This window comes from Lentzea sp. NPDC036955, from assembly GCF_055608005.1.
The window spans coordinates 182227-200793 of sequence record NZ_JBVJRC010000002.1 but is presented as its reverse complement, the minus strand read 5'-3'; the positions used below and the strand labels follow the sequence as shown (position 1 = coordinate 200793).

Annotated in this window: 22 protein-coding genes; 10 read left to right on the top strand and 12 right to left on the bottom strand. The window is 72.5% G+C overall.

The genetic code is table 11. From position 1 onward, the window contains the following. Positions 1-8 precede the first annotated feature (8 nt). The 3 genes from ACZ7CF_RS05980 to ACZ7CF_RS05970 all read left to right on the top strand — a co-directional run bounded on the left by ACZ7CF_RS05980 (position 9) and on the right by ACZ7CF_RS05970 (position 2203). Complete coding sequence (locus ACZ7CF_RS05980; RefSeq protein ID WP_360384419.1) at positions 9-971, top strand: DUF5914 domain-containing protein; 963 nt, start codon at positions 9-11, stop codon at positions 969-971. An 81-nt stretch (positions 972-1052) separates the two neighbouring features. Next, positions 1053-1340 (top strand): WhiB family transcriptional regulator, encoded by a 288-nt coding sequence (locus ACZ7CF_RS05975; RefSeq protein ID WP_360384421.1) that lies wholly within the window; start codon positions 1053-1055, stop codon positions 1338-1340. Further along, a complete protein-coding gene (locus ACZ7CF_RS05970) occupies positions 1337-2203 on the top strand; it encodes a MerR family transcriptional regulator (RefSeq protein WP_360384423.1) in 867 nt (288 codons plus the stop codon). The genes ACZ7CF_RS05975 and ACZ7CF_RS05970 overlap by 4 nt, the downstream gene beginning before the upstream one ends. Before the next feature lie 378 nt (positions 2204-2581). On the opposite strand, the gene ACZ7CF_RS05965 is transcribed toward ACZ7CF_RS05970, so the two are convergent. From ACZ7CF_RS05965 to ACZ7CF_RS05940, 6 genes are all read right to left on the bottom strand, one after another. Next, positions 2582-3793 (bottom strand): NAD(P)/FAD-dependent oxidoreductase, encoded by a 1212-nt coding sequence (locus ACZ7CF_RS05965; RefSeq protein WP_470368991.1) that lies wholly within the window; start codon positions 3791-3793, stop codon positions 2582-2584. Between the two features lie 91 nt (positions 3794-3884). After that, on the bottom strand, positions 3885-5408 hold the full coding sequence (locus ACZ7CF_RS05960) for an FAD-dependent oxidoreductase (protein WP_470368990.1): 1524 nt from the start codon (positions 5406-5408) through the stop codon (positions 3885-3887). Next, positions 5405-6094 carry a class I SAM-dependent methyltransferase gene (locus ACZ7CF_RS05955; RefSeq protein ID WP_360384429.1) on the bottom strand — a complete coding sequence of 230 codons (690 nt, stop codon included), beginning with the start codon at positions 6092-6094 and terminating at the stop codon, positions 5405-5407. The genes ACZ7CF_RS05960 and ACZ7CF_RS05955 overlap by 4 nt, the downstream gene beginning before the upstream one ends. Then, a complete protein-coding gene (locus ACZ7CF_RS05950) occupies positions 6081-6398 on the bottom strand; it encodes a lycopene cyclase domain-containing protein (protein ID WP_360384431.1) in 318 nt (105 codons plus the stop codon). Before ACZ7CF_RS05950 ends, ACZ7CF_RS05955 begins: the two co-directional genes overlap by 14 nt. Next, positions 6391-6717 (bottom strand): lycopene cyclase domain-containing protein, encoded by a 327-nt coding sequence (locus tag ACZ7CF_RS05945; protein WP_470368989.1) that lies wholly within the window; start codon positions 6715-6717, stop codon positions 6391-6393. Before ACZ7CF_RS05945 ends, ACZ7CF_RS05950 begins: the two co-directional genes overlap by 8 nt. 211 nt (positions 6718-6928) lie before the next feature. Continuing rightward, entirely contained in the window at positions 6929-7966 is a 1038-nt protein-coding gene (locus tag ACZ7CF_RS05940; protein ID WP_470368988.1) for a glycosyltransferase, read from the bottom strand. 233 nt (positions 7967-8199) lie between these two features. Between ACZ7CF_RS05940 and ACZ7CF_RS05935 the strand changes: the two genes are divergently transcribed. The 3 genes from ACZ7CF_RS05935 to ACZ7CF_RS05925 are packed head-to-tail and all read left to right on the top strand — an operon-like array spanning position 8200 to position 9955. Beyond that, positions 8200-8358, top strand: coding sequence for a ribbon-helix-helix domain-containing protein (locus tag ACZ7CF_RS05935; protein ID WP_360384437.1), 159 nt, complete (start codon positions 8200-8202; stop codon positions 8356-8358). Then, the gene (locus ACZ7CF_RS05930) at positions 8355-8702 is read left to right on the top strand and encodes a VOC family protein (RefSeq protein WP_470368987.1); all 348 of its coding nucleotides are present in this window, start codon (positions 8355-8357) and stop codon (positions 8700-8702) included. Before ACZ7CF_RS05935 ends, ACZ7CF_RS05930 begins: the two co-directional genes overlap by 4 nt. After that, entirely contained in the window at positions 8699-9955 is a 1257-nt protein-coding gene (locus ACZ7CF_RS05925) for an MFS transporter (RefSeq protein ID WP_470368986.1), read from the top strand. The genes ACZ7CF_RS05930 and ACZ7CF_RS05925 overlap by 4 nt, the downstream gene beginning before the upstream one ends. 104 nt (positions 9956-10059) lie before the next feature. Here ACZ7CF_RS05925 and ACZ7CF_RS05920 read toward each other — a convergent pair whose 3' ends face one another. Genes ACZ7CF_RS05920 through ACZ7CF_RS05910 form a run of 3 tightly spaced genes read right to left on the bottom strand, consistent with a single transcriptional unit; the run spans position 10060 to position 11646 of the window. Then, positions 10060-10326, bottom strand: coding sequence for a DUF6510 family protein (locus ACZ7CF_RS05920; protein ID WP_360384443.1), 267 nt, complete (start codon positions 10324-10326; stop codon positions 10060-10062). 13 nt (positions 10327-10339) lie between these two features. Continuing rightward, positions 10340-11077 carry a ferredoxin reductase gene (locus ACZ7CF_RS05915; RefSeq protein ID WP_470368985.1) on the bottom strand — a complete coding sequence of 246 codons (738 nt, stop codon included), beginning with the start codon at positions 11075-11077 and terminating at the stop codon, positions 10340-10342. Continuing rightward, positions 11047-11646: a sulfite oxidase-like oxidoreductase gene (locus tag ACZ7CF_RS05910; protein ID WP_360384447.1), complete on the bottom strand. Its 600-nt coding sequence runs from the start codon at positions 11644-11646 to the stop codon at positions 11047-11049. The genes ACZ7CF_RS05915 and ACZ7CF_RS05910 overlap by 31 nt, the downstream gene beginning before the upstream one ends. An 85-nt stretch (positions 11647-11731) precedes the next feature. On the opposite strand from ACZ7CF_RS05910, the gene ACZ7CF_RS05905 reads away from it, so the two are divergent. Together ACZ7CF_RS05905 and ACZ7CF_RS05900 are read left to right on the top strand one after the other, a co-directional pair. Continuing rightward, entirely contained in the window at positions 11732-13189 is a 1458-nt protein-coding gene (locus ACZ7CF_RS05905) for an FAD-binding oxidoreductase (protein WP_470368984.1), read from the top strand. A 10-nt stretch (positions 13190-13199) separates the two neighbouring features. After that, positions 13200-13970, top strand: coding sequence for a crotonase/enoyl-CoA hydratase family protein (locus tag ACZ7CF_RS05900; protein ID WP_470368983.1), 771 nt, complete (start codon positions 13200-13202; stop codon positions 13968-13970). A gap of 95 nt (positions 13971-14065) precedes the next feature. On the opposite strand, the gene ACZ7CF_RS05895 is transcribed toward ACZ7CF_RS05900, so the two are convergent. Together ACZ7CF_RS05895 and ACZ7CF_RS05890 are read right to left on the bottom strand one after the other, a co-directional pair. Next, positions 14066-15184 carry a fatty acid desaturase family protein gene (locus ACZ7CF_RS05895; protein WP_360384453.1) on the bottom strand — a complete coding sequence of 373 codons (1119 nt, stop codon included), beginning with the start codon at positions 15182-15184 and terminating at the stop codon, positions 14066-14068. A gap of 77 nt (positions 15185-15261) precedes the next feature. Beyond that, positions 15262-16317: a ferredoxin reductase gene (locus ACZ7CF_RS05890; protein WP_360384455.1), complete on the bottom strand. Its 1056-nt coding sequence runs from the start codon at positions 16315-16317 to the stop codon at positions 15262-15264. An 86-nt stretch (positions 16318-16403) separates the two neighbouring features. Here ACZ7CF_RS05890 and ACZ7CF_RS05885 point away from each other — a divergent pair, with 86 nt between their 5' ends. Continuing rightward, positions 16404-17540 carry a PucR family transcriptional regulator gene (locus ACZ7CF_RS05885; protein ID WP_470368982.1) on the top strand — a complete coding sequence of 379 codons (1137 nt, stop codon included), beginning with the start codon at positions 16404-16406 and terminating at the stop codon, positions 17538-17540. 94 nt (positions 17541-17634) lie between these two features. Here ACZ7CF_RS05885 and ACZ7CF_RS05880 read toward each other — a convergent pair whose 3' ends face one another. Beyond that, complete coding sequence (locus ACZ7CF_RS05880; RefSeq protein WP_360384459.1) at positions 17635-17943, bottom strand: DUF1540 domain-containing protein; 309 nt, start codon at positions 17941-17943, stop codon at positions 17635-17637. Between the two features lie 231 nt (positions 17944-18174). On the opposite strand from ACZ7CF_RS05880, the gene ACZ7CF_RS05875 reads away from it, so the two are divergent. Next, a complete protein-coding gene (locus ACZ7CF_RS05875) occupies positions 18175-18300 on the top strand; it encodes a hypothetical protein (protein WP_470368981.1) in 126 nt (41 codons plus the stop codon). Positions 18301-18567 lie beyond the last annotated feature (267 nt).

Here is an 18567-nt window from a genome sequence, read left to right as displayed (position 1 = left end):
GGAAAGCCATGCGCGACCGGATTCCACTGCGCGTCTACTCGAGCCCGCCGTGGCGTGAGCAGCGCCCGACCTGGCAGGACGCCAAGCCCGCGCTGATCGAGGCGGCGCTCAAGCGCGCCACCGCCCGCCCGTCGGGCAACTGGTTCGTCGCGGGGGCGAGCGGGGACGTCGAGCGCGGCAAGGCCTGCGGCCGCACGATCGCCGGGCAGGAGGTCGTGCTCTGGCGCGGGCCGCGGGGCGTGCTGATGGCGGGTTCCGGGTCGTGCCCGCACCTGGGTGCGCCGCTGTGCGACGGTGCCGTGGCCGAGGGCAGGCTGATCTGCCGCTGGCACGGCCTCGCGCTGGAGGGCAAGAAGTTCGGCGCGTGGACGCCCTACCCGGCGCACGACGACGGCGTGCTGGTGTGGGTGCGGCTGGACGAGGCCGGTGGCGAGGAGCCGCTGCCGGCGCCGGTGCTGCCGCAGCGCCCGCCGGCCGGTGCGATCGACGCCGTGGCCACGCTGATCGGCCGTTGCGACCCGGAGGACGTGGTCGCGAACCGGCTCGACCCGTGGCACGGCGCGTGGTTCCACCCGTACTCGTTCGCGAACCTCAAGGTCGTCGAGACGCCGACCGAGGAGGACGACAGGTTCCTCGTCGAGGTGACATTCCGGCTCGCCGGCCGGGTCGGGGTGCCGGTGGTCGCGGCGTTCACCTGCCCGGAGCCGCGGACGGTGGTGATGCACATCGTCGAGGGCGAGGGCGAGGGCAGCGTCGTCGAGACGCACGCGACCCCGATCCGCGAGGGCCGCACCGCGGTCGTGGAGGCGACCATCGCGCACTCCGACCGGCCCGGTTTCGCGCTGGCGCGGCCGGTGGCCGGTGCGCTGCGCCCGATGATGCGCTGGGCGGCGGCCCGGTTGTGGCGCGACGACCTGGCCTACGCCGAACGCCGGTACGCCCTTCGGCGAAACGGGCGGTTCCCCGACTGAGCGAGTCGACTTGCACCGATTTTGAATCGAATTTAGGCTAGGAGGCGTCAGCACGGTCAGACCCCGAAGAGGACGTGCGCCATGCCCGAACTGTCTCGTTTGCCCAGGCCTGTCACCGACTCGTGGGACTGGCAGCTCTCCGGCCTGTGCCGCGGCATGGACAGCGCCTACTTCTTCCACACGCCCAACGAGCGCGGCTCCGCGCGCGACCAGCGCGAAGCCGCGGCCAAGGCGATCTGCCAGCGCTGCCCGGTGATGGAGAAGTGCCGGTCGCACGCGTTGGAGGTGCAGGAGACGTTCGGCATCTGGGGCGGCCTCGGCGAGAGCGAGCTGAGGGCGATCCTCTCCGAGCGCTCCCGCCGGCGGTGACCTACGCACCCCGCGCTGTCGCCGCGATGCTCGGCGTCTCCCCTGTCACGTTGAGGACGTGGGACCAGCGCTACGGGCTGGGCCCCTCCGGGCGCACCGAGGGCGGCCACCGGCGGTACGAGGAGGCCGACGTCGAGGTGCTGCGCCGGATGGTCGCGCTGACCGGCCAGGGCGTCACCCCCGCGGCCGCGGCCGAGCTGGCGCAACGCGGACCGGCTGACCGGCGCGGCACCCCGCGCGCCCTGCTCGGCGCCGACGAGGCCGAGTCGGTCCGCCGCGGTTTCATCACCGCCGCGAAACGCCTCGACGAACCGCTGATGCTCGACCTCGCCGGCAAGCTCCTCACCGCCCACGGCGTGGTGGCCGCGTGGGAGCAGGTCTTCGCGCCGTGCCTGGTGGAACTGGGCCACATGGTCACCGAACGCGGCCGGGGCGTGGAGGTCGAGCACCTGGCGAGCTCCAGCCTGCTGCACGCGCTGCGCGGCGTCCCGGTGGCGAGCAGCCCCGGCGTGCTGGCCGCGCTGCTCTCGTGCGCCCCGGAGGAACAGCACGGCCTGGCGCTGGAGGCCCTCGGTGCCGCGCTGTCCGAGGAGGACGTGCTGTGGCGCAACCTCGGCGCCCGCGTACCCGCCCAGGCGCTGTACGACGCGGTGGTGCGCCTGCGCCCGGCCGTCGTGCTGGTGTGGGCGCACCGCCCCGACCTCGCCCGGCAGGTGCCGCTCGCGAAGCTCGCCGAGCGGTCGAGCGCCCTGGTCGCGGTCGCCGGGCCCGGCTGGGCCGAGGTGGCGCTGCCGTCGTTCGTGCGGGCGCCCGGCACGTTGAGCGAGGCCATCGACCTGGTGCTCCACCGCGTCCGCGGCTGACCCGCGTCCCTCTCACCGCGGCCAGGACGCGGGCTAGGAAGTCTTGTCCGCCCTCTCCCCTCCTTGCTGCCCAGGCGTCTGCAAGTACCACCAACACATGATCAAACCGTCGCTGACTACCACCAACACGGTCACCACCTGTCGAACCAGGTTCCAGGTCCGCGGACGGCCGGCGGCGCTGTTGGCAGTAGAAAAGTGCCTGTTGATGTTGAGTTGGTGGTACTCGCAGACGCCGGCGAAGTTCAGCCGTGGTCGCGCACGCCCTTCAGCGCGGCGCGCAGGCAGACCGCCCGCACGCTGGCCGGCCGCAGCTCCGACCACCACGACGGCAGTGCGGACCGAGCTGGTCGCCGAACAGCAGCAGCGCCTTCTCACCGGTCACCGGCCACCGCGCAGGTCGGCCAGCACGGCGTGCGCGGCCCTGCGGCCGGAGTGCAGCGCGCCCTGGATCGAGCTGGTGTCGCGGTGGTCGCCGCAGACGTACCGGCGTTCGCCCGCCCGCACGGACTGCTTGAGCCGGTGCGGTGCGGCCATCGACGGCAGCGCCCGCGGGATGTCGTAACGGCGCAGCACCTCCCAGTCGCGGGTGTCGGTGTCGTACAGGCGGTTCAGGTGCCGGCGGACGTCCTGTTCGGACGCTGCGCCGAGCACGGTGGCCTGCACCAGCGGGGTCCGCGGCGAGTACGGCCGCGACACCTCCGACATCACCGCCGTGTTCACGACCGGCCCGCCGTTCGCGTCAACGACCAGGCACCCGTCGCGCAACGGCGACCGCGGCGGGCCGAAGTACCAGGTGGTGACACCGTTCCAGCGCGGTTCGACCAGCCCCGGCAGCAACCGCGCCGCCGTCGAGCCGTCCGTGGCCACGACCACCGCGTCCGCCGGGACCCGACCGCCCTCGGCCAGGTCGACCCGGTCGTCGTGCACGGCCCGCACCGCGGTCTCCAGCTGCACGGTCCCCTCGGGCAACCGGGCCGCCAGCGCCCTGGGCAGCTCCCCCATGCCGAGCGCCGGCACCGCCGCTCCCCCACGTGCGAAACTGCGCCACACCAGGTGGAAGAACCGCGACGAGGTCCGCAGCTCCCGCTCCAGGAACACCCCGGACAGGAACGGCCGGAACACCGCCTCCACCCCCCGTTCGGTCACCCCGAGCCGCCGCAGCTCGTCGTACGTCGTGCGGTCCGGTGCGGCGAGCAACGGCCGCACGGGCCCGAACGCGTCCGGTGCGGAGAACCGGGCCAGCGCCGCGAGGTCCCGCGCACCGAGCACGTGCTGGCGCAGCAAGCCGTCGAACGCCGACGCACCGCTGCGCGGGTCGGCGAGCAGGTCGTGCCGGCCCTCGTCGTGCACGAACACACCGGGCCGCAGGTGCCGCAGCGGGAACGGCCCGAGGTCGAGCCGTTCGAGCTCCGGGTAGGCGGGCAGCATGATCTGGAAGCCCCGGTCGAACCGCACACCGTCCACGACGTCCGTGCGCACCCGCCCGCCGACCTCGTCGCCGGCCTCCAGGACGGTGACCTCGTGACCGGCGGCGGTCAGCTCCAGTGCGGCGCTCAGACCGGCCAGGCCGGCGCCCACGACGACGATCACGATGGCCTCCAACGGGAACGGACGACGGGCGTCCGAGAACGGGCAACGGGCGACGGTGCGGTTCCAGCCGATACCGGCGCAGCGGGCACGGTCACACCGTCCTCCACCGGCGCGCCGCACCGCGCAGCAGCGGAACCCGCCCTTCCCGAGGCACCGTCCACAGCTCCGTCCCGGCCACCCCCCACCGGCTCAGCAGCCGGTTGGCCGCCGCGAACCCGGTGGTGGCCGCGCGTTCCATGAGCGCCACCGGCAGGTCGATCCGCACCAGGTCACCGGCGAGGACCAGGAACTCGTCGGGCGTCCGCACCCCCGGCCGGCGCGCGTAGCCGCCTGCGGGGAACAGCGGGCAGTCCTCGCGCAGCTCGTGCCGTTCGTCCACCACGCCGGCGCGCTTCGTCTCCGGGTACACCTCGGTCAGCTGGTCCCACAACCGCTTCCTGGCGTCAGCTTCGTCCACGTCGGACGGAAGTGCGTAGCCGTGCAGCTCCACGACCGACCCGCCGGTGCGGGCGGCCCACGCCCGTGCCTCGTGCTCGTAGTGGTCGAGCACGCTGATGTTGTCGAGCAGGTCGTGCCCGCCGGTGCCGAGGAAGCCAGGCCGGTCGGCGTCCACCGGGCGGTCCAGCCAGTAGCGGGAGACCAGGAACCGCGGTGCGGTGCGCAGGCCGGCGACCCGTTCCCGCCAGGCCGCGTCACCGAGGAAGGGCGACGCCTCGACGACCGAGCGCAGGCCGGGGACGTCGGCGGCGAGCACCACGGCGTCGGCCTCGATCGCGCCGCCGCCGATGGTCACGGAGTACCGCCGGTTCTCACCCGGCTGCACCGACCGCACCTCGGCGCCCGTGCACAGGGTGGCGCCCAGCGACGCCAGGTGCCGGCCCAGCGGGTCCCACAGGCCGTGCGGGAACGGGTCGGCGGCCACGTCGAACAGCAGGCCCTCGTCGGAGCCGAGGAAGTAGATGTGGAACATGACCGCGAGCTCCGCGGCCGACATCCGGGTCGGGTGGGCGAAGAAGCTGCGGGAGAACACCTCGAACGCCAGCGCGTGCGCGGCGCGGGGGAACCGGATGCGCTCCAGGTAGGTCGCGGCGTCGAGGCCGTCGAGCTCCTCGTAGACCCGTGGCACCGACACGTCCAGCAGCGACAGCGCCGCCCGCGCGTTGATGCCGGGCAGATCGCGCCAGCGGAACGTGGGGCTGCTGCGCAGGAACGCCAGCGCGTTCCACGGCACGGTCGTCGGCAGCCCCGCGAAGCTGTCGCGGTGCCCGGAGGCGTGCTGCAGCGGGTAGTCCGGCAGGGCGGTGAGCGCGCAGCCCGCCGGGTCGACGCGCTTCAGCAGCGCCCGCAGGTTGTAGTACTGCCGGAAGAACGCGTGGAAGCCGCGGGTCATGGTGGCCTCGCTGCCGTCGGCGAGCCGCGTGCTCCACCCGCCGACGCGGCCACCGAGGTAGTCCTCCCGTTCGCACAGCACGACCCGCGCGCCCCGTTCGGCGAGCAGCGTCGACGCGGCGAGTCCCGCGATGCCGCCGCCCACCACGGCCACGACGGGTGCGTCGCCGTCGAACTGCGGGCGCCCGGCCGGTGCCGGGACCCGCACGGCCCTGCGGTCCCTCACCGCTGCCCTCCCGGCGCGTGACCGAGGAAGGTGTGCACGACACCGAGCTGCAGACCGGGCACCGGCGAGCTGCACACGCCGGTGTACCCGTTGCGCCGCAACCGGTCCCGCAGGGCGGTGGCGCCGTCGAAGTCGACCACGCTGCGCCACAGGTAGGTGTAGAGCGACCGGTCGCCGGTGACCAGCCAGCCGGCCGGGACGACGACGCCGCACAGCGCCGTCCACACCGCGCGGCTCACCAGCGAGTCGCGCACCGAGTACTCGTGCAGCACCAGCCGGCCGCCGGGCCGCAACAACTTTCCGATGTGCCGCAACGTGGAGTCCGGGTCGGGCAGGTTGCGCAGCAGGTACGCGGCGAACACCGCGTCGAACTCGCCCTCGTCGACGTCCTCGGCACGGCTGTGCACGAACCGCACGGTGCTCGGCCAGCGCTTCCGCCGCGCCTGCGCGAGCATCCCGGCCGACGCGTCCACGGCGACGACCTCCACGCCCGGCGCCGCGGTGACCAGTGCCGCGGTCGAGGCGCCCGTGCCGCAGCCGAGGTCGAGCACGCGCATGCCCGGCCGCAGCCCGAGCGCGCGGGCCGAGCGGCGCAACGCCTGGTGGTAGCCCGGGTTCAGCCCCACCAGCAGGTCGTACCCGCGGGCCGCCCGGTCGAACTTCCCCGGCACCTCAAGCTTGTTCACGTGCCTGCCTTCCCCGTTCCCACACCATCAGCACCGCCGTCACCATCGCGAAGCCGTAGAGGAAGTCCTCCACCGGGATGTCCCACGGCACCCTGATCCCGCTGATCGCCCAGTCCGCGTACAGCACCACCGGTGCGTCCAGCTTCGTCAGCCACCCGTCCACCGGGACCTGGAACCCCAGCACGATCGCCATCGTCACCCAGTACGCCGGCAGGGCGAACAGCCCCGTCCGCAGCACGAGCAGCTCCAGCAGCACCACGAGCACCGCCGCGGCGACCGCGGCGAGCAGGTACTCCTCAACCATCGGGCAACCACCGGCCGGCCAGGCCGCGCACCGCCTCGTAGGTCAGCACCGCGCAGGTCGGGATGACGACGAAGAAGAGCACCTCCTCGATCGGCAGGACCCCGGCCAGCTCGATCCCCGTGGTCGCCCGCGGGTGGAAGCTCCAGTGACCGCGCAAGACCGCCACGACGTCCCAGGCGGCGAGGACGAGCAGCACCGGAGCGACCGCGCGGGCCAGCTCCGGCCACCGGCGGTAGACACCGCGGCCCATCCACTCCAGCGGCAGGGTGATCAGCAGGCACACCCCCAGCACCGCGAGGTACTCGTACTGGCTTCGCATCCGTCCGCCTCCCTGTGGACGACCGTATGGGGCTGGTCGGAGGTCTGCACAACGGGCGGGACAACTCGTCAGGGTGATCGTCGCGGGCCCAGCTCACCGCGGTGGGCGACGAACGGCAACAACTCGAACACCCGCCGGACGGCATCGGCGACACCGGTGACGTCGTGCCCGGTCTCCTCGGGTCGCACGGCGGGTCACCCCCGCTGCGAGGTCAGCGGCGGCTCGGCACGGGAGTGGCGAGCAGCTGCCGGTAGAGCCGTTCGACGCCGCGTGCGGCGTCCGGCCAGGTGTGGCGGGCGTGGACCCGGTCCACACCGGCGATGCCGCAGGTGATGCGGAACGTCTCGTCGTCCAGGACCATCCGCAGCTTTCTGACCAGCTGCTTCACGTCGTGCGGTGGCACCAGGACGCCGGTGACGCCGTCGATCACGGCATCGGTGAGCCCGCCGACCGCGGTCGCCACCACGGGCACACCGCAGGCCATCGCCTCCAACGGCAGCGCGTCCCACGTCGCCTGCGCCGGCACGCACGCCACGACGTCCGCCGACCGCAACAACGCGGGCAGCTCCGCGCGGCCGACCGACCCGGCCAGCTGTACCCGCTTCTCGACTCCCAGCCGGTGCGCCCACCGCCGCACCCGGTCGGCCTCCCCTGCCGACAGCGCACCCGCGATCACCAGCTCGACCCGCGGCAGCCGCGGCAACGCCGTGACCAGGTCGGTCAGCCCGTTGTCCGCCAGCGGGTCCGCGACGGTGACGATCCGCTGCAGCTCCGATCGTTCCGCGGTGGTGCCGTGCGACTCGAACAGGCCGACGTCGACACCGCGGGACGCGAGCGCGATCCGCCGGCGTGGAATTCCCGCGGCGGCCAGGTCGAGCATCTCCTGCTCGCAGGTAGCGACGACCAGCGCCGCCTCCCTGCCCACCAGCCGTTCGACTCCGGCGCGCTGATCGCGACCGCCGCCGAGGCCGTGGAAGGACTGGACGACGGGCACACCGGAGGGTTGTGCGGCCAGCACGGCCGCCAGACCAGGGCGCCAGAAGTGCGCGTGCACGACCTCGGGCCGTGCGCTCTCCCATTCGGACCGCAGCTCGTCGACGTACCGGCCCAGCTGGGTCTCCGGCAGGTCGGGCGGCTGGTGGTGGACGGTCACGTCGTGCCCCAGCGCGGTCAACGCCCCGGACAACCCGGTGACGTGCACCTCGCGCCAGCCAGGCGCGTTCTGGGCGGTGAGCATCGCAATCCTCATGGCGTGAAGCCATCCTTTCCGAACGGAATAGACCGTACGCAAAGGGCTGCATGCTGAACCCGATTTCGAACCTAGCGCAAAGCGCGGTTGCCCGCAGATCGCCGATCCCAAACCTGTGACGGACCCCCAGGTCTTCTTCAGCCGCAGAGGATGTGTCGCGTTGAGACAGTCCAATGTGGACAGAAAGAGACGACGAGTGACACCGGTGGAGCTAGTTTGCTAGTATAGTAGCCATGGCCGGAGAGAAGCAGCAGTTCAACATCTACCTCCCCGCCGCACTGGTGAGACGGGTCAAGCACGCCTCGGTCGACGCGGACGTGTCGCTGTCGGCGTTCGTGGAGCTGGCGCTGGAGAGCTACCTGCGGCAGCTGGACGAGGGAGGACGGCGATGAGGGTGGTGCCCATCCGCTACACGGCGGACGTCGCCGCGGCACGGCGCTTCTACCTGGCGCTGGGCCTGCGACCGGGTGCGGAGTCCCGGCCGGACGCCTGGGTCGAGCTGCCGGCCGCGTCCGGGATGGTCGCGCTGCACGACGCGAAGGACGTCGCGGCGGGGACGTGCGAGCTGGCGTTCGAGACCGACGAGCCGCTGGAGGACGTGGCGCGGCGGCTGCGGCTGGCGGGGTTCGCGCCGGGGCCGGTGCTGGACGAGAGCCACGGGCGGTCGCTGCGGGTGCGCGACCCGGACGGGGTGTGGGTGCAGGTCAACGCGCTGGACCGCGAGCTCTGCACGTGACGACGCCACGGACGCCCGCGCTGACGTTGGCCATCGGCATCGTCTCGCTGGAGTTCGCGGCCGCCGTGGCGACCTTCGTGTCCTCCACGCTGCTGCCGGCGGTCGTGCGCGACCTCGACGCGCGCACCTCGGTGGAGCTGCTGGTCTCGGGTGCCACGCTGGGCCTGTTCGTGGCGCTGCCGCTGGCCACCCGCGTCCTCGACCGGGCGGGCGCACGCGGCACGCTCGCCATCGGCATGCTCGCCTACCTCGCCGGCACCGCGACGGCGGCGACCGCGATGTCGGCCTGGGTGTTCGCGGCGGGGCAGTTCGTCGCCGGGTGCGCGAGCGGGCTGCTGGCGGTGTTCGGCATCAGCGCCGCCATCCAGCACCTCGACGACCAGTGGCGGGTGCGGGTGATCGCGGCGTCGTCGGCGATGTGGGTCCTGCCCGCGCTCGCCGGGCCGGCGGCCACCCTCGCGCTGGAGCACCTGGTCGGGTGGCGGTGGACGTTGCTCGCGCCGGTACCGGTCGTGGTCGCCGGGCGGGTGCTGGTCCTGCGGGCGGCGTCCGGCCCGGTCGACCGCGGCGCGGACCGGCCGCTGTGGCGCACCCTGCTCGTCCCGCTCGGGGTGGGCGTGGTCGTGTTCGGCGACCGGTGGTGGCTCGGGGCCGCCGGCATCGCGGTCGCCCTGGCCGGTGTCGCGTCGATCATGCCCGCGGGCACGCTGCGCGCACGCCGGGGCGCACCGGCGGCGCTGGTGGCGATGACGTTGTTCGCGGTCGGCTACTTCGGCGCGGACAGCCTGGTCACCGTCCTGCTGACCGACGGCTACGGCACGACGACGGCGCGCGCGGCCGTGGTCCTCAGCGCGGCTCCGCTGGCGTGGGCGTTGACCAGCCTGACCGTGCCCCGGCTGCGCCGCGCCGGCCGGGAGCCACCCCCGGCACTCGGCCTCGCGCTCACCGCCGCGGGGGTGGGCGTGCTCGCGGTGGGAGCACCGGACTTCACCACGGCTGTGGTGGCGTGGACGCTGGGTGGCGCCGGGGTCGGCCTGGCCTACCCCGGCCTGTACCTGCGGTGCACGACCGGTGCGCGGTTCGGCGCGACCGAGCTGGCCACCGCGGTGATCACCGCCGAGGCGTTCGGCGGTCTGCTCGGCCGTGCCGTCGGCGGTGCCCTCGTGTCGGCCGGCGACCTCGTGCTCGCGTACGGCATGTTCGCGGCGTTCCTCGGCCTCGCCGCGGTCGTCGCGAACCGGTCACGCGCCTAAGCCACGCGTCCCGCGACAAGGCCGGGGCACCTCCGGGCTGAGCCACGGGTCACGGCCGAAGCCGCAGTCACAGGCCGGCCGCAGGCCCCGGCCGAAGCCGCGGGTCACGAGCCCAGCGGGATCTCCAGGCTCACCGTGCCGCGCAGGTCCAGCCACGCCCGGTCCGGCCCGCGCACCAGCCGCAGCACGACCTCCTCGCACTCGGGGCAGCGCGCCACCAGGCCCGGCGCGTTGCGGTAGACCCGCAGCGCCGCCACCGAGCCCCGGTGGCCGCAGCCGGCGCACCGGCCGGTCGCCGCAGTCAGGTCCACGGCGAAGATCTCCCGCAGGTCGCCCGCGAGCGCGTTGCCGTCGACGTGGTCGTCGCTCATCGGTGGTCTCCTGTCAGCCGAAGCGCTCGGTGCGCACACGTCGGGGGTCGTGGCCCAGTGCCACCAGGATGTCGGCCACCGTCTCGACGAAACCGGTGGGCCCGCACACGAAGCAGTTCGGGGTGAAGTCCGGTGGCCAGCCGTGCGTGTTCAACGTGGCCACGCCGATCCGCTTCGGTTCCGGCGCGCCGTCCGGGGCCCGTCGCGTGTGCACGAGGTGCACGTCCAGACCGGCGTCCTCGCGGGCACGCCGGCGCAGCTCGTCGGCGAAGTACACGTCCTCGGGCGTGCGCACCGAGTACACCAGCCGGAACGGCACGCGGCTGCCCTGCTCGGCCCGCGCGCGGACCATCGCCATCAGCGGCGCGATGCCGGAGCCGCCCGCGACGAGCAGCACCGGTGCCGGATCGGTCGCGCGCCAGACGAACCAGCCGCCCACCGGGCCGCGCAGCTCCACCTGGTCGCCTGGGGAGAGCACGTCGCACAGGTACGGCGAGACCTCGCCGTCGGCCACCCGCTGCACGGCCAGCTCGACCCGGTCGCCGTCGGGTGCGGAGGCGATGGAGTAGCTGCGCTGCACCGAGTAGCCGTCCTCGGCGGTCAGCCGCACGTCGACGTGCTGGCCGGCCAGGTGACCCGGCCAGTCCGGCACGTCGAGCACGAGGCTGCGCGCGCTCGCGGTGATGGCCCTGTTCTCGGCGACCGAGGCCACCCGCCAGGTCAGTCGCCCTGATACCGCTGTTCGCGCCATGGATCTCCGTAGTCGTGATAACCGGCGGTTTCCCAAAACCCCGGTTCGTCCTCCAGCAGCAACTGGATCCCGCGGACCCACTTCGCCGACTTCCAGAAGTACAGGTGCGGCACCAGCAACCGGGCCGGACCGCCGTGCTCGGGCGTGATCTCGTCGCCGTCGTAGCGGTAGGCGATCCAGGCCTGCCCATCGAGCAGGTCCTCCAGCGGCAGGTTCGTCGTGTAGCCGCCGTAGGACTGGACGAGCGCGAAGTCCGCCGCCGTCTCGACCTCCTCCAGCAGCACGTCGAGCGAGACGCCCTTCCACCGCGTGCCGAGCTTCGACCACTTGGTGACGCAGTGGATGTCCGTCGTGATCTTCTCGGCCGGCAGCTCCATCAGCTGCTGCCACGACCAGACGTGCCTGTGCCCGGCCTCGGTGCTGATGGTCAGCTCCCACCGGTCGGTCGGCACCCGCGGCGTCGGGCCCGCGGTGAGGACCGGGAAGTCCTCTGCCAGGTACTGCCCTGGCGGGAGCTGCACGTCGGAGGACCGGCGCCGCCCGGAGAAGCCAGGAGAGACGATTGCCATGGGCACAAGTAGACGACACCCGCTCGCCGAACGCCACGGGTGATCACGACATGCCGTGATGATCACGTCGTGCCACGATGGCCGCGTGGCAGTCGATCGACGCAGCTTCCTCCTGGCCGCCGGGCTGACGGGCGCCGCCACCGCGCTGGCCGCCTGCACCGGCGCCCCTCCCCCGACGCCGACCTCGACCCCGACGCCGGCAGCGGCCGCACCGTCCAGTTCGTCCGTTCCGAGTGGACCGCCGGACTGGGCGGCGCTGCGGGCGCGGCTGTCCGGTCAGCTGCTGCTGCCCGACCAGGAGGGGTTCACCTACCAGGGTTTCAACCCGGTGTGGAACCAGCGCACCCCCGCCGCCGTCGCGCGCTGTGCGTCGGCCGACGACGTGCGGGCGTGCGTCGAGGCGGCCCGGCGGCGGGTGCCGATCGCCGCCCGCGGCGGTGGCCACAGCTACGCGGGTTACTCCTCGCCGGAGGACGGGCTGCAGGTCGACCTGCGCGAGCTCGCCGCGGTGGAGGTGCTGCCCGGTGACCGGGTCCGCGTCGGGGCCGGCGCCCAGCTCGGCGAGGTGGCGCGGGTGCTCGCCGCGTCCGGCCGGTGCCTGCCCACCGGTACGTGCCCGACCGTCGGCGTCGCCGGTCTCACGCTCGGCGGCGGCATCGGCGTCCTCACCCGCAAGTACGGCCTGACCTGCGACCACCTGGTCTCGGCCACGGCGGTCACCGCCGACGGCCGGGTCGTCACCGCCTCGGCCGAGCAGGAGCCCGACCTGTTCTGGGCGTTGCGCGGCGGTGGCGGCGGGAACTTCGCGATCGTCACCGAGCTCGTGTTCGGCACGGTGCCCGCGCCGCAGGTCACCGTCTTCTCGTTGCAGTACGACGCCGGTGTCGCCGACGTGCTCGGCGCGTGGCAGGGCTGGATCGCGCAGGCGCCGAACGAGCTGTGGTCCAACGTCGTGGTGCGCGGTGCCGCCGAGCCGACCTGCCGGGTCGGCGGCTGCTTCGTCGGCACCCCCGGCGAGCTGACCTCGCTGCTGGCGGCGCTGCCCGCGCCCGCGTCCCGGTTCGTCCAGCCGCAGAGCTACCCCGAGGCCACGCAGTACTTCGCGGGCACCGGGATCCAGCACGAGTCGTTCGTGGCGTCGTCGCGGATCGTGCAGAAGCCGATCAGCGACCCCGCGCGGGCCGTGGCGCTGATGAACGGCCAGTCCAGCGAGTCGTACCTGATCTTCGACGGCCTGGGAGGCGCGGTGTCCGATGTCGCGCCGGCCGCCACCGCGTTCCCCCACCGCACCGCGCTGGCCTGCGCGCAGGTCTACTTCAAGACACCGCCGGCCGACGCCACCGCGACCGCGCAGGCGATGGGCCAGGTGCGCGACGGGCTCGGCGAGCTGGTCGGCGACTCCGGTTACGTCAACTACATCGACCCGCAGCTGCCACGATGGGCCGAGGCGTACTACGGCGACAACCTGGCCCGGTTGCGGGACGTCGCGCGCAGGTACGACCCGGACGGGGTGTTCGCCTTCGCCCAGTCCGTTCCGCGCTGAGGGAGGGTTCGTGGAGGACGTCCGCGTCGAGGTGTCCGGCACCACCACGCTGATCTGGCTGGACCGCCCGGACCGGCGCAACGCGGTCGACGGCCCGATGGCCGCGCAGCTGCTGGAGGCGTTCCGGGCGTTCGAGGCCGACCCCGCGCAACGGGTGGCGGTGCTGGCCGGTGCGGGCGGCACGTTCTGCGCGGGCGCGGACCTGACGTCGGTCGGCGATCCCGCGCGGCGCAACGAGCTCGACCCCGCGGGCGGCGGTGGCGGTCCGATGGGGCCGACCCGGTTGCGGCTGAGCAAGCCGCTGATCGCGGCCGTCAGCGGGCACGCCGTGGCGGGCGGGCTGGAGCTGGCGCTGCTCGCGGACCTGCGGGTCGTGGAGAGCGACGCGGTGTTCGGGGTGTTCTGCCGGCGCTGGGGCGTGCCGCTGATCGACGGCGGCACGGTCCGGCTGCCCAGGGTCGTCGGCCTGGGCCGGGCGCTCGACCTGATCCTCACCGGCCGGCCGGTCGCCGCCGACGAGGCGCTCGCGATGGGACTGGCCAACCGGGTCGTCGAACCCGGTCAGGCGGTCGCGGCGGCGCTGGAGCTGGCCGAGCAGATCGCCGGGTTCCCGTTCGAGTGCGTGCTCGCGGACCGGGCGTCCACCTACGCGGGGCTCGACCTGCCGCTCGCGGAGGCGTTGCGCGCGGAAGGCGCGGCCGGTGTGCCGGTCGTGGCCCGTGAGGGTGCAGCCGGCGCCGCCCGGTTCACGGACGGCGCCGGAAGACACGGCACCTTCTGAGCAGGTTGCCAGCTGTCGTGCCTTTGACGCCCCAAGTCGTACTTGCAGACGCCTGAGCAGCAACGAGGGGGCGGACAAAGCTTTTGGCCAGGTGCTCAGGCGGCGACCAGTTCCTTCTCGGACTTCTTCGTCGTCTGCTTGACCTTCTTGTTCGGCAGCGAGAGCCGGAAGACCTTGTGCCACGCGGAGAACACCTGCTTGGGCAGCGGTCCGCTGACGTAGTCCAGCTCGTACTTCTCGAACAGGGCCTTCACCTTGACCGCGACCTCGGCGTACCGGTTGCTCGGCAGGTCCGGGAACAGGTGGTGCTCGATCTGGTGCGACAGGTTGCCGGTCATGATGTGCATGGCCTTGCTGCCGCTGATGTTCGCCGAGCCCATCATCTGGCGCAGGTACCACTGGCCGCGGGTCTCGCCCCTGATCGAGCGGCGCTCGAAGACCTGCACGCCCTCGGGGAAGTGACCGCACATGATCACCGAGTGCGACCACAGGTTGCGGACCAGGTTCGCGGTGAACGTCGCGGCGAGCGTGGTGAGGAACGACGGGCCCGACAGCAGCGGGTGGATCACGTAGTCCTTGAGCACCTGCTTGCGGATCTTGCGGCCGACCGCCTTGGCGCGGGCGCGGAACTCGGGGTTGTTGCGGCGGCGCTTGTGCAGGTTCTTGCCGAGCTCCAGGTCGTAGGCGGCGATGCCGTACTCGAAGAAGCAGGCGTTGATGAAGTTCCACAGCGGCTGGCCCAGGTGCATCGGGTGCCACTTCTGGTCCTCGTCGACGCGCATGATGCCGTAGCCGAGGTCGTTGTCCTTGCCGATCACGTTGGTGTACGTGTGGTGCAGCTCGTTGTGCGAGTGCTTCCACTGGTCGGCCGGCGAGACGTGGTCCCACTCCCAGGTGGTGGAGTGGATCTTCGGGTCGCGCATCCAGTCCCACTGCCCGTGCAGGACGTTGTGACCGATCTCCATGTTCTCCAGGATCTTCGCCACGGACAGGCCGGCGGTGCCGATGAGCCACGCGGGCGGGAAGATCGAGAACAGCAGGATGCCGCGGCTGGTCAGCTCCAGCTTGCGCTGCACCGAGATCACCTTGCGGATGTAGGCGGCGTCCTTCTCACCGCGGCTCGCGATCACCTCGTCGCGGATGGCGTCGAGCTCGCGGCCGAGCTCCTCGATCTGCTCGTCGGTGAGGTGGGCGGTGGGGTCGATGGCGGTCATGGAGCTCGCTTTCGAGGGGTTCGGCGGCTGGAGGTGGGCCGCTTCGCGGGGGAAGGATGTCTGTGGTGGGGTGCGGATCAGCGTTCGAGCTCGCACGGACCCGCGGCAGCGGACACGCAGGTCTGCACGAGCACGCCCGGCTCTGCCTCGGTGATCTCGCCGGTGCGCAGGTCGCGGACGGCACCGGACTTGAGCGGCGTGACGCAGCCGAAGCAGATGCCCATGCGGCACCCGGAGGGCATCAGCACGCCGGCGCTCTCGCCGACGTCCAGCAGCGGGGTGGCGCCGTCGGCCTCGACGGTTTTGCCCGTGGTGCCGAACGTGACCTCGCCACCCTCGCCGGCGACGACGACGGTCGGGCGGAACCGCTCGGTGTGCAGGCGCTCGGGGATGCCGTGCCGGGCCCAGTGCGCCTCGGCGGCGTCGAGCAGGCCCGCGGGACCGCAGGCCCAGGTCTCGCGCTCGGCCCAGTCGGGCACGAGGTCCTCGAGCCGGGCGACGTCGAGCATGCCGTGGGTGTCGGTGTGCAGCTCCAGCAGCCGCAGCGCCTTGTCGGCGACGAGGTCGTGCAGGTCGTTGCGGAAGATGACGTCCTCTTCGCGTGGCGCGGAGTGGATCATCACCACGTCGTCGAGCCGGGTGTCGCGCAGCATGCCCATCGCGGGCGTGATGCCGCTGCCGGCGGTGAGGTAGAGGACCTTGGCGGGCTTCGCGGCGGGCAGCACGAACTCGCCGGTGGCCTGGTCGAGGTGGATCACCATGCCCGGCTTGGCCTTGCGGACCAGGTGGTTGCTCACCTTGCCGTCCGGGATGGCCTTGACGGTGATCGTGATGCGGCCGTCGGCGCGGTTCGTCGGTGACGTCACCGAGTACGCGCGCCACAGGCGCACGCCGTCGACGTCGACACCGACGCGGATGTACTGGCCGGCGACGTGACCGCGCCAGCCTCTGCCCGGCCTGATCACGATGGTCGCGGCGTCCCCCGTCTCGGGGTGGACGGCCTCGATGCGACCACGCAGGTCAGCGCCCGCGCGCAGCGGGCTCACCAGGTCGAGGTAGTCGGACGGCAGCAGTGGCGTCGTGACCAGCTCAAGCAGTTTCCACGCCCTGCTGCGTAGGGCGGCACTCGTCATGACTCCAGCTTGATGCGCCACAGGGCGTAAAGTCCTGTCCGCAGGACGTGAATTTGCTCGACCAGATTGTTCGCAGGGAACAAATCGTGACTCAGGCAATGCGGCGGGCCACCGAATTGGCCCTGGACGAGACGACGGTCACCGCGCTGCGGGCGGCCCTGAAGACCACGGCCGACGAGGTGGTGCAGGCCATCATCGACGAGGTGCCGAGCTACGCCGGTGCCCTGTCGGGCCGGATGGGCGGCACGATACGGCGTGCGGTGCGCACGGCGCTCGGACATTACCTGGACCTCGCGGGTGGCGTGGCCACCGGTGGGGACGCGAGCGACGCCGCCTACGAGCTCGGCCGCGGCGAGGTCCGCGACGGCCGTTCGATGGACGCCCTGCTCAGCGCCTACCGCGTCGGTGCGCGCGTGGCCTGGCGCGGGCTCGCCGAAGGCGCCGTGGCGGCCGGCCTGCCCGCCGAGGAGGTGGCGAAGTTCGCGGAGCTGACCTTCGCCTACATCGACGAGCTGTCCGCCGCGTCGGCCGCCGGTCACGCCGACGAGCTGGCCGCACGCGGCATGGCCCACGAACGGCACCTGGAACAGCTCGCCCGCGACCTGCTGACCGGCGCGGGCGCCGAGGCGCTGCTGGCCTCGGCGAACAGGGCCGGCTGGCCACCGCCCACGACGGTGACCGTGGTGCTGCTGCCCGCCGCGCAGGCCCGCCCGGCGTTCCGCGCGCTCGACCCCGGCACGCTGGTGCTGGACGACCTGCCGGACGCGACCGGCGTCCTGCTGGTGCCCGACGCCGACCGCGCGCACCTGTTGCGCCAGCTGACCGACCGCAGCGCCGTTGTCGGTCCCGCGCGACCTTGGGTGCGTGCGTCAGCCTCATACGCACGGGCGTTGCGCGCGCGTGCGGTGTCGGCGGACATCCGTGACACCGAGCAGCACTTGGTCGAACTGGTACTGACCGCCGATGCCGACGCGTACGCCGACCTGCGCGCACGCGCGTTGGCCCCCTTGCACGCGCTGCCGGAGAACTCGGCGCGCCGGCTGGAGGAGACGTTGCGGGCGTGGCTGCTGCACCAGGGGCGGCGGGAAGAGGTGGCGACGGCGCTGTTCGTGCACCCGCAGACGGTGCGGTACCGGATGCAGCAGCTGCGGGACCTGTTCCCGGACCTCGGGTCACCGCAGCGGGTGCTGGAGCTGACGCTGGCCCTCGGCCTGGAGCACTAGCGGCGGTGCGCGGCACGCCGTCTGCCTCTGCTTGAACGACGGCACCGCGGCCACGCCGGATGCGTGACCGCGGTGCTGTTCGAGCGCTACGAGCTCAACGCGGCTGGTAGGTCAGGCAGTTGGCCATGTGGTCGCCTTCGCCCTGCCCGACCCGCACGCTCTGCGCGGTGCACTCCAGCGACGCGTTGTGCACGCAGTCGGTCCGGGTGCAGGCGCCCACCTGGGCCATCACCTTGTCCAGGCCGCCCTTGGTGCTCAGCGGGATGAACGTGCCGCAGTCGGCAGCCCCGTTGTCACCGCGCACGGTGATCGCGAAGGCGTGGCAGCCGTCGTGGTTGTAGGAGCAGCCGCTCACGGTGCACTCGTGGACGGCGGGCATCGCCGGGTTCTCGAGGGTGGTCATGTCCGCTCCTGTGATCCGTGGTGGGAATGTGGTCCGGTGATTCGGACGATGCCACCGCTCACCACGGCCCGCAATTCGAACGGCAATTAGGATAGCCTTCCCTTTCGGGATTCGACAATGACCCGGAACCGGGCGTTGAGCTGCGGATACATGCTGCGGCCGCATTCAGCTCACCATTCTGGTCGCGATCCAAACACCCCCGTCCGTGGACTATCTCCACGCAGTCCGCACATGCAAGCGGACCGGTCGGTCGTGGACGCCGGGCTCGTGGTCCTCGCGATCCCGTGGCACCGGTTCGGCGAGCTCGACCCGGCGCCGTTCGCGGGCAAGGTCGTCGTGGACGCGATGAACCACTGACCACCCGCCGGCCGCGCACTCGGCGTCGCCGGCGACGACCCGGCCGCTCTCGCGCTGGTGGCGGAGTTCCTGGCGGACATCGGGTTCGACCCGGTGCCGGTAGGCGCTCTTGCAGCAGGACGACTGCTCGAACCCGGCAGCCCGGTGTTCGGCGGCGCAGTCGACTGGGTCACTCTGGAAGGGGAACTCCAACACGCAAACCCGGGACTGATCCCGTGTTCATCTGAACACAGGAAGTCATGATCGCGGGAGCAGCGAGTCTTTCCA

Excerpts from the sequence above, each read along its gene's own strand:
- ACZ7CF_RS05945 (WP_470368989.1), bottom strand. The coding sequence starts at position 6,717 with ATGCGAAGCCAGTACGAGTACCTCGCGGTGCTGGGGGTGTGCCTGCTG.
- ACZ7CF_RS05890 (WP_360384455.1), bottom strand. The coding sequence starts at position 16,317 with ATGACGAGTGCCGCCCTACGCAGCAGGGCGTGGAAACTGCTTGAGCTG.
- ACZ7CF_RS05980 (WP_360384419.1), top strand. The coding sequence starts at position 9 with ATGCGCGACCGGATTCCACTGCGCGTCTACTCGAGCCCGCCGTGGCGT.
- ACZ7CF_RS05975 (WP_360384421.1), top strand. The coding sequence starts at position 1,053 with ATGCCCGAACTGTCTCGTTTGCCCAGGCCTGTCACCGACTCGTGGGAC.
- ACZ7CF_RS05920 (WP_360384443.1), bottom strand. The coding sequence starts at position 10,326 with ATGAGCGACGACCACGTCGACGGCAACGCGCTCGCGGGCGACCTGCGG.
- ACZ7CF_RS05935 (WP_360384437.1), top strand. The coding sequence starts at position 8,200 with ATGGCCGGAGAGAAGCAGCAGTTCAACATCTACCTCCCCGCCGCACTG.
- ACZ7CF_RS05950 (WP_360384431.1), bottom strand. The coding sequence starts at position 6,398 with ATGGTTGAGGAGTACCTGCTCGCCGCGGTCGCCGCGGCGGTGCTCGTG.
- ACZ7CF_RS05875 (WP_470368981.1), top strand. The coding sequence starts at position 18,175 with ATGCAAGCGGACCGGTCGGTCGTGGACGCCGGGCTCGTGGTCCTCGCG.
- ACZ7CF_RS05910 (WP_360384447.1), bottom strand. The coding sequence starts at position 11,646 with ATGGCAATCGTCTCTCCTGGCTTCTCCGGGCGGCGCCGGTCCTCCGAC.
- ACZ7CF_RS05895 (WP_360384453.1), bottom strand. The coding sequence starts at position 15,184 with ATGACCGCCATCGACCCCACCGCCCACCTCACCGACGAGCAGATCGAG.
- ACZ7CF_RS05930 (WP_470368987.1), top strand. The coding sequence starts at position 8,355 with ATGAGGGTGGTGCCCATCCGCTACACGGCGGACGTCGCCGCGGCACGG.
- ACZ7CF_RS05940 (WP_470368988.1), bottom strand. The coding sequence starts at position 7,966 with ATGAGGATTGCGATGCTCACCGCCCAGAACGCGCCTGGCTGGCGCGAG.
- ACZ7CF_RS05915 (WP_470368985.1), bottom strand. The coding sequence starts at position 11,077 with ATGGCGCGAACAGCGGTATCAGGGCGACTGACCTGGCGGGTGGCCTCG.
- ACZ7CF_RS05880 (WP_360384459.1), bottom strand. The coding sequence starts at position 17,943 with ATGACCACCCTCGAGAACCCGGCGATGCCCGCCGTCCACGAGTGCACC.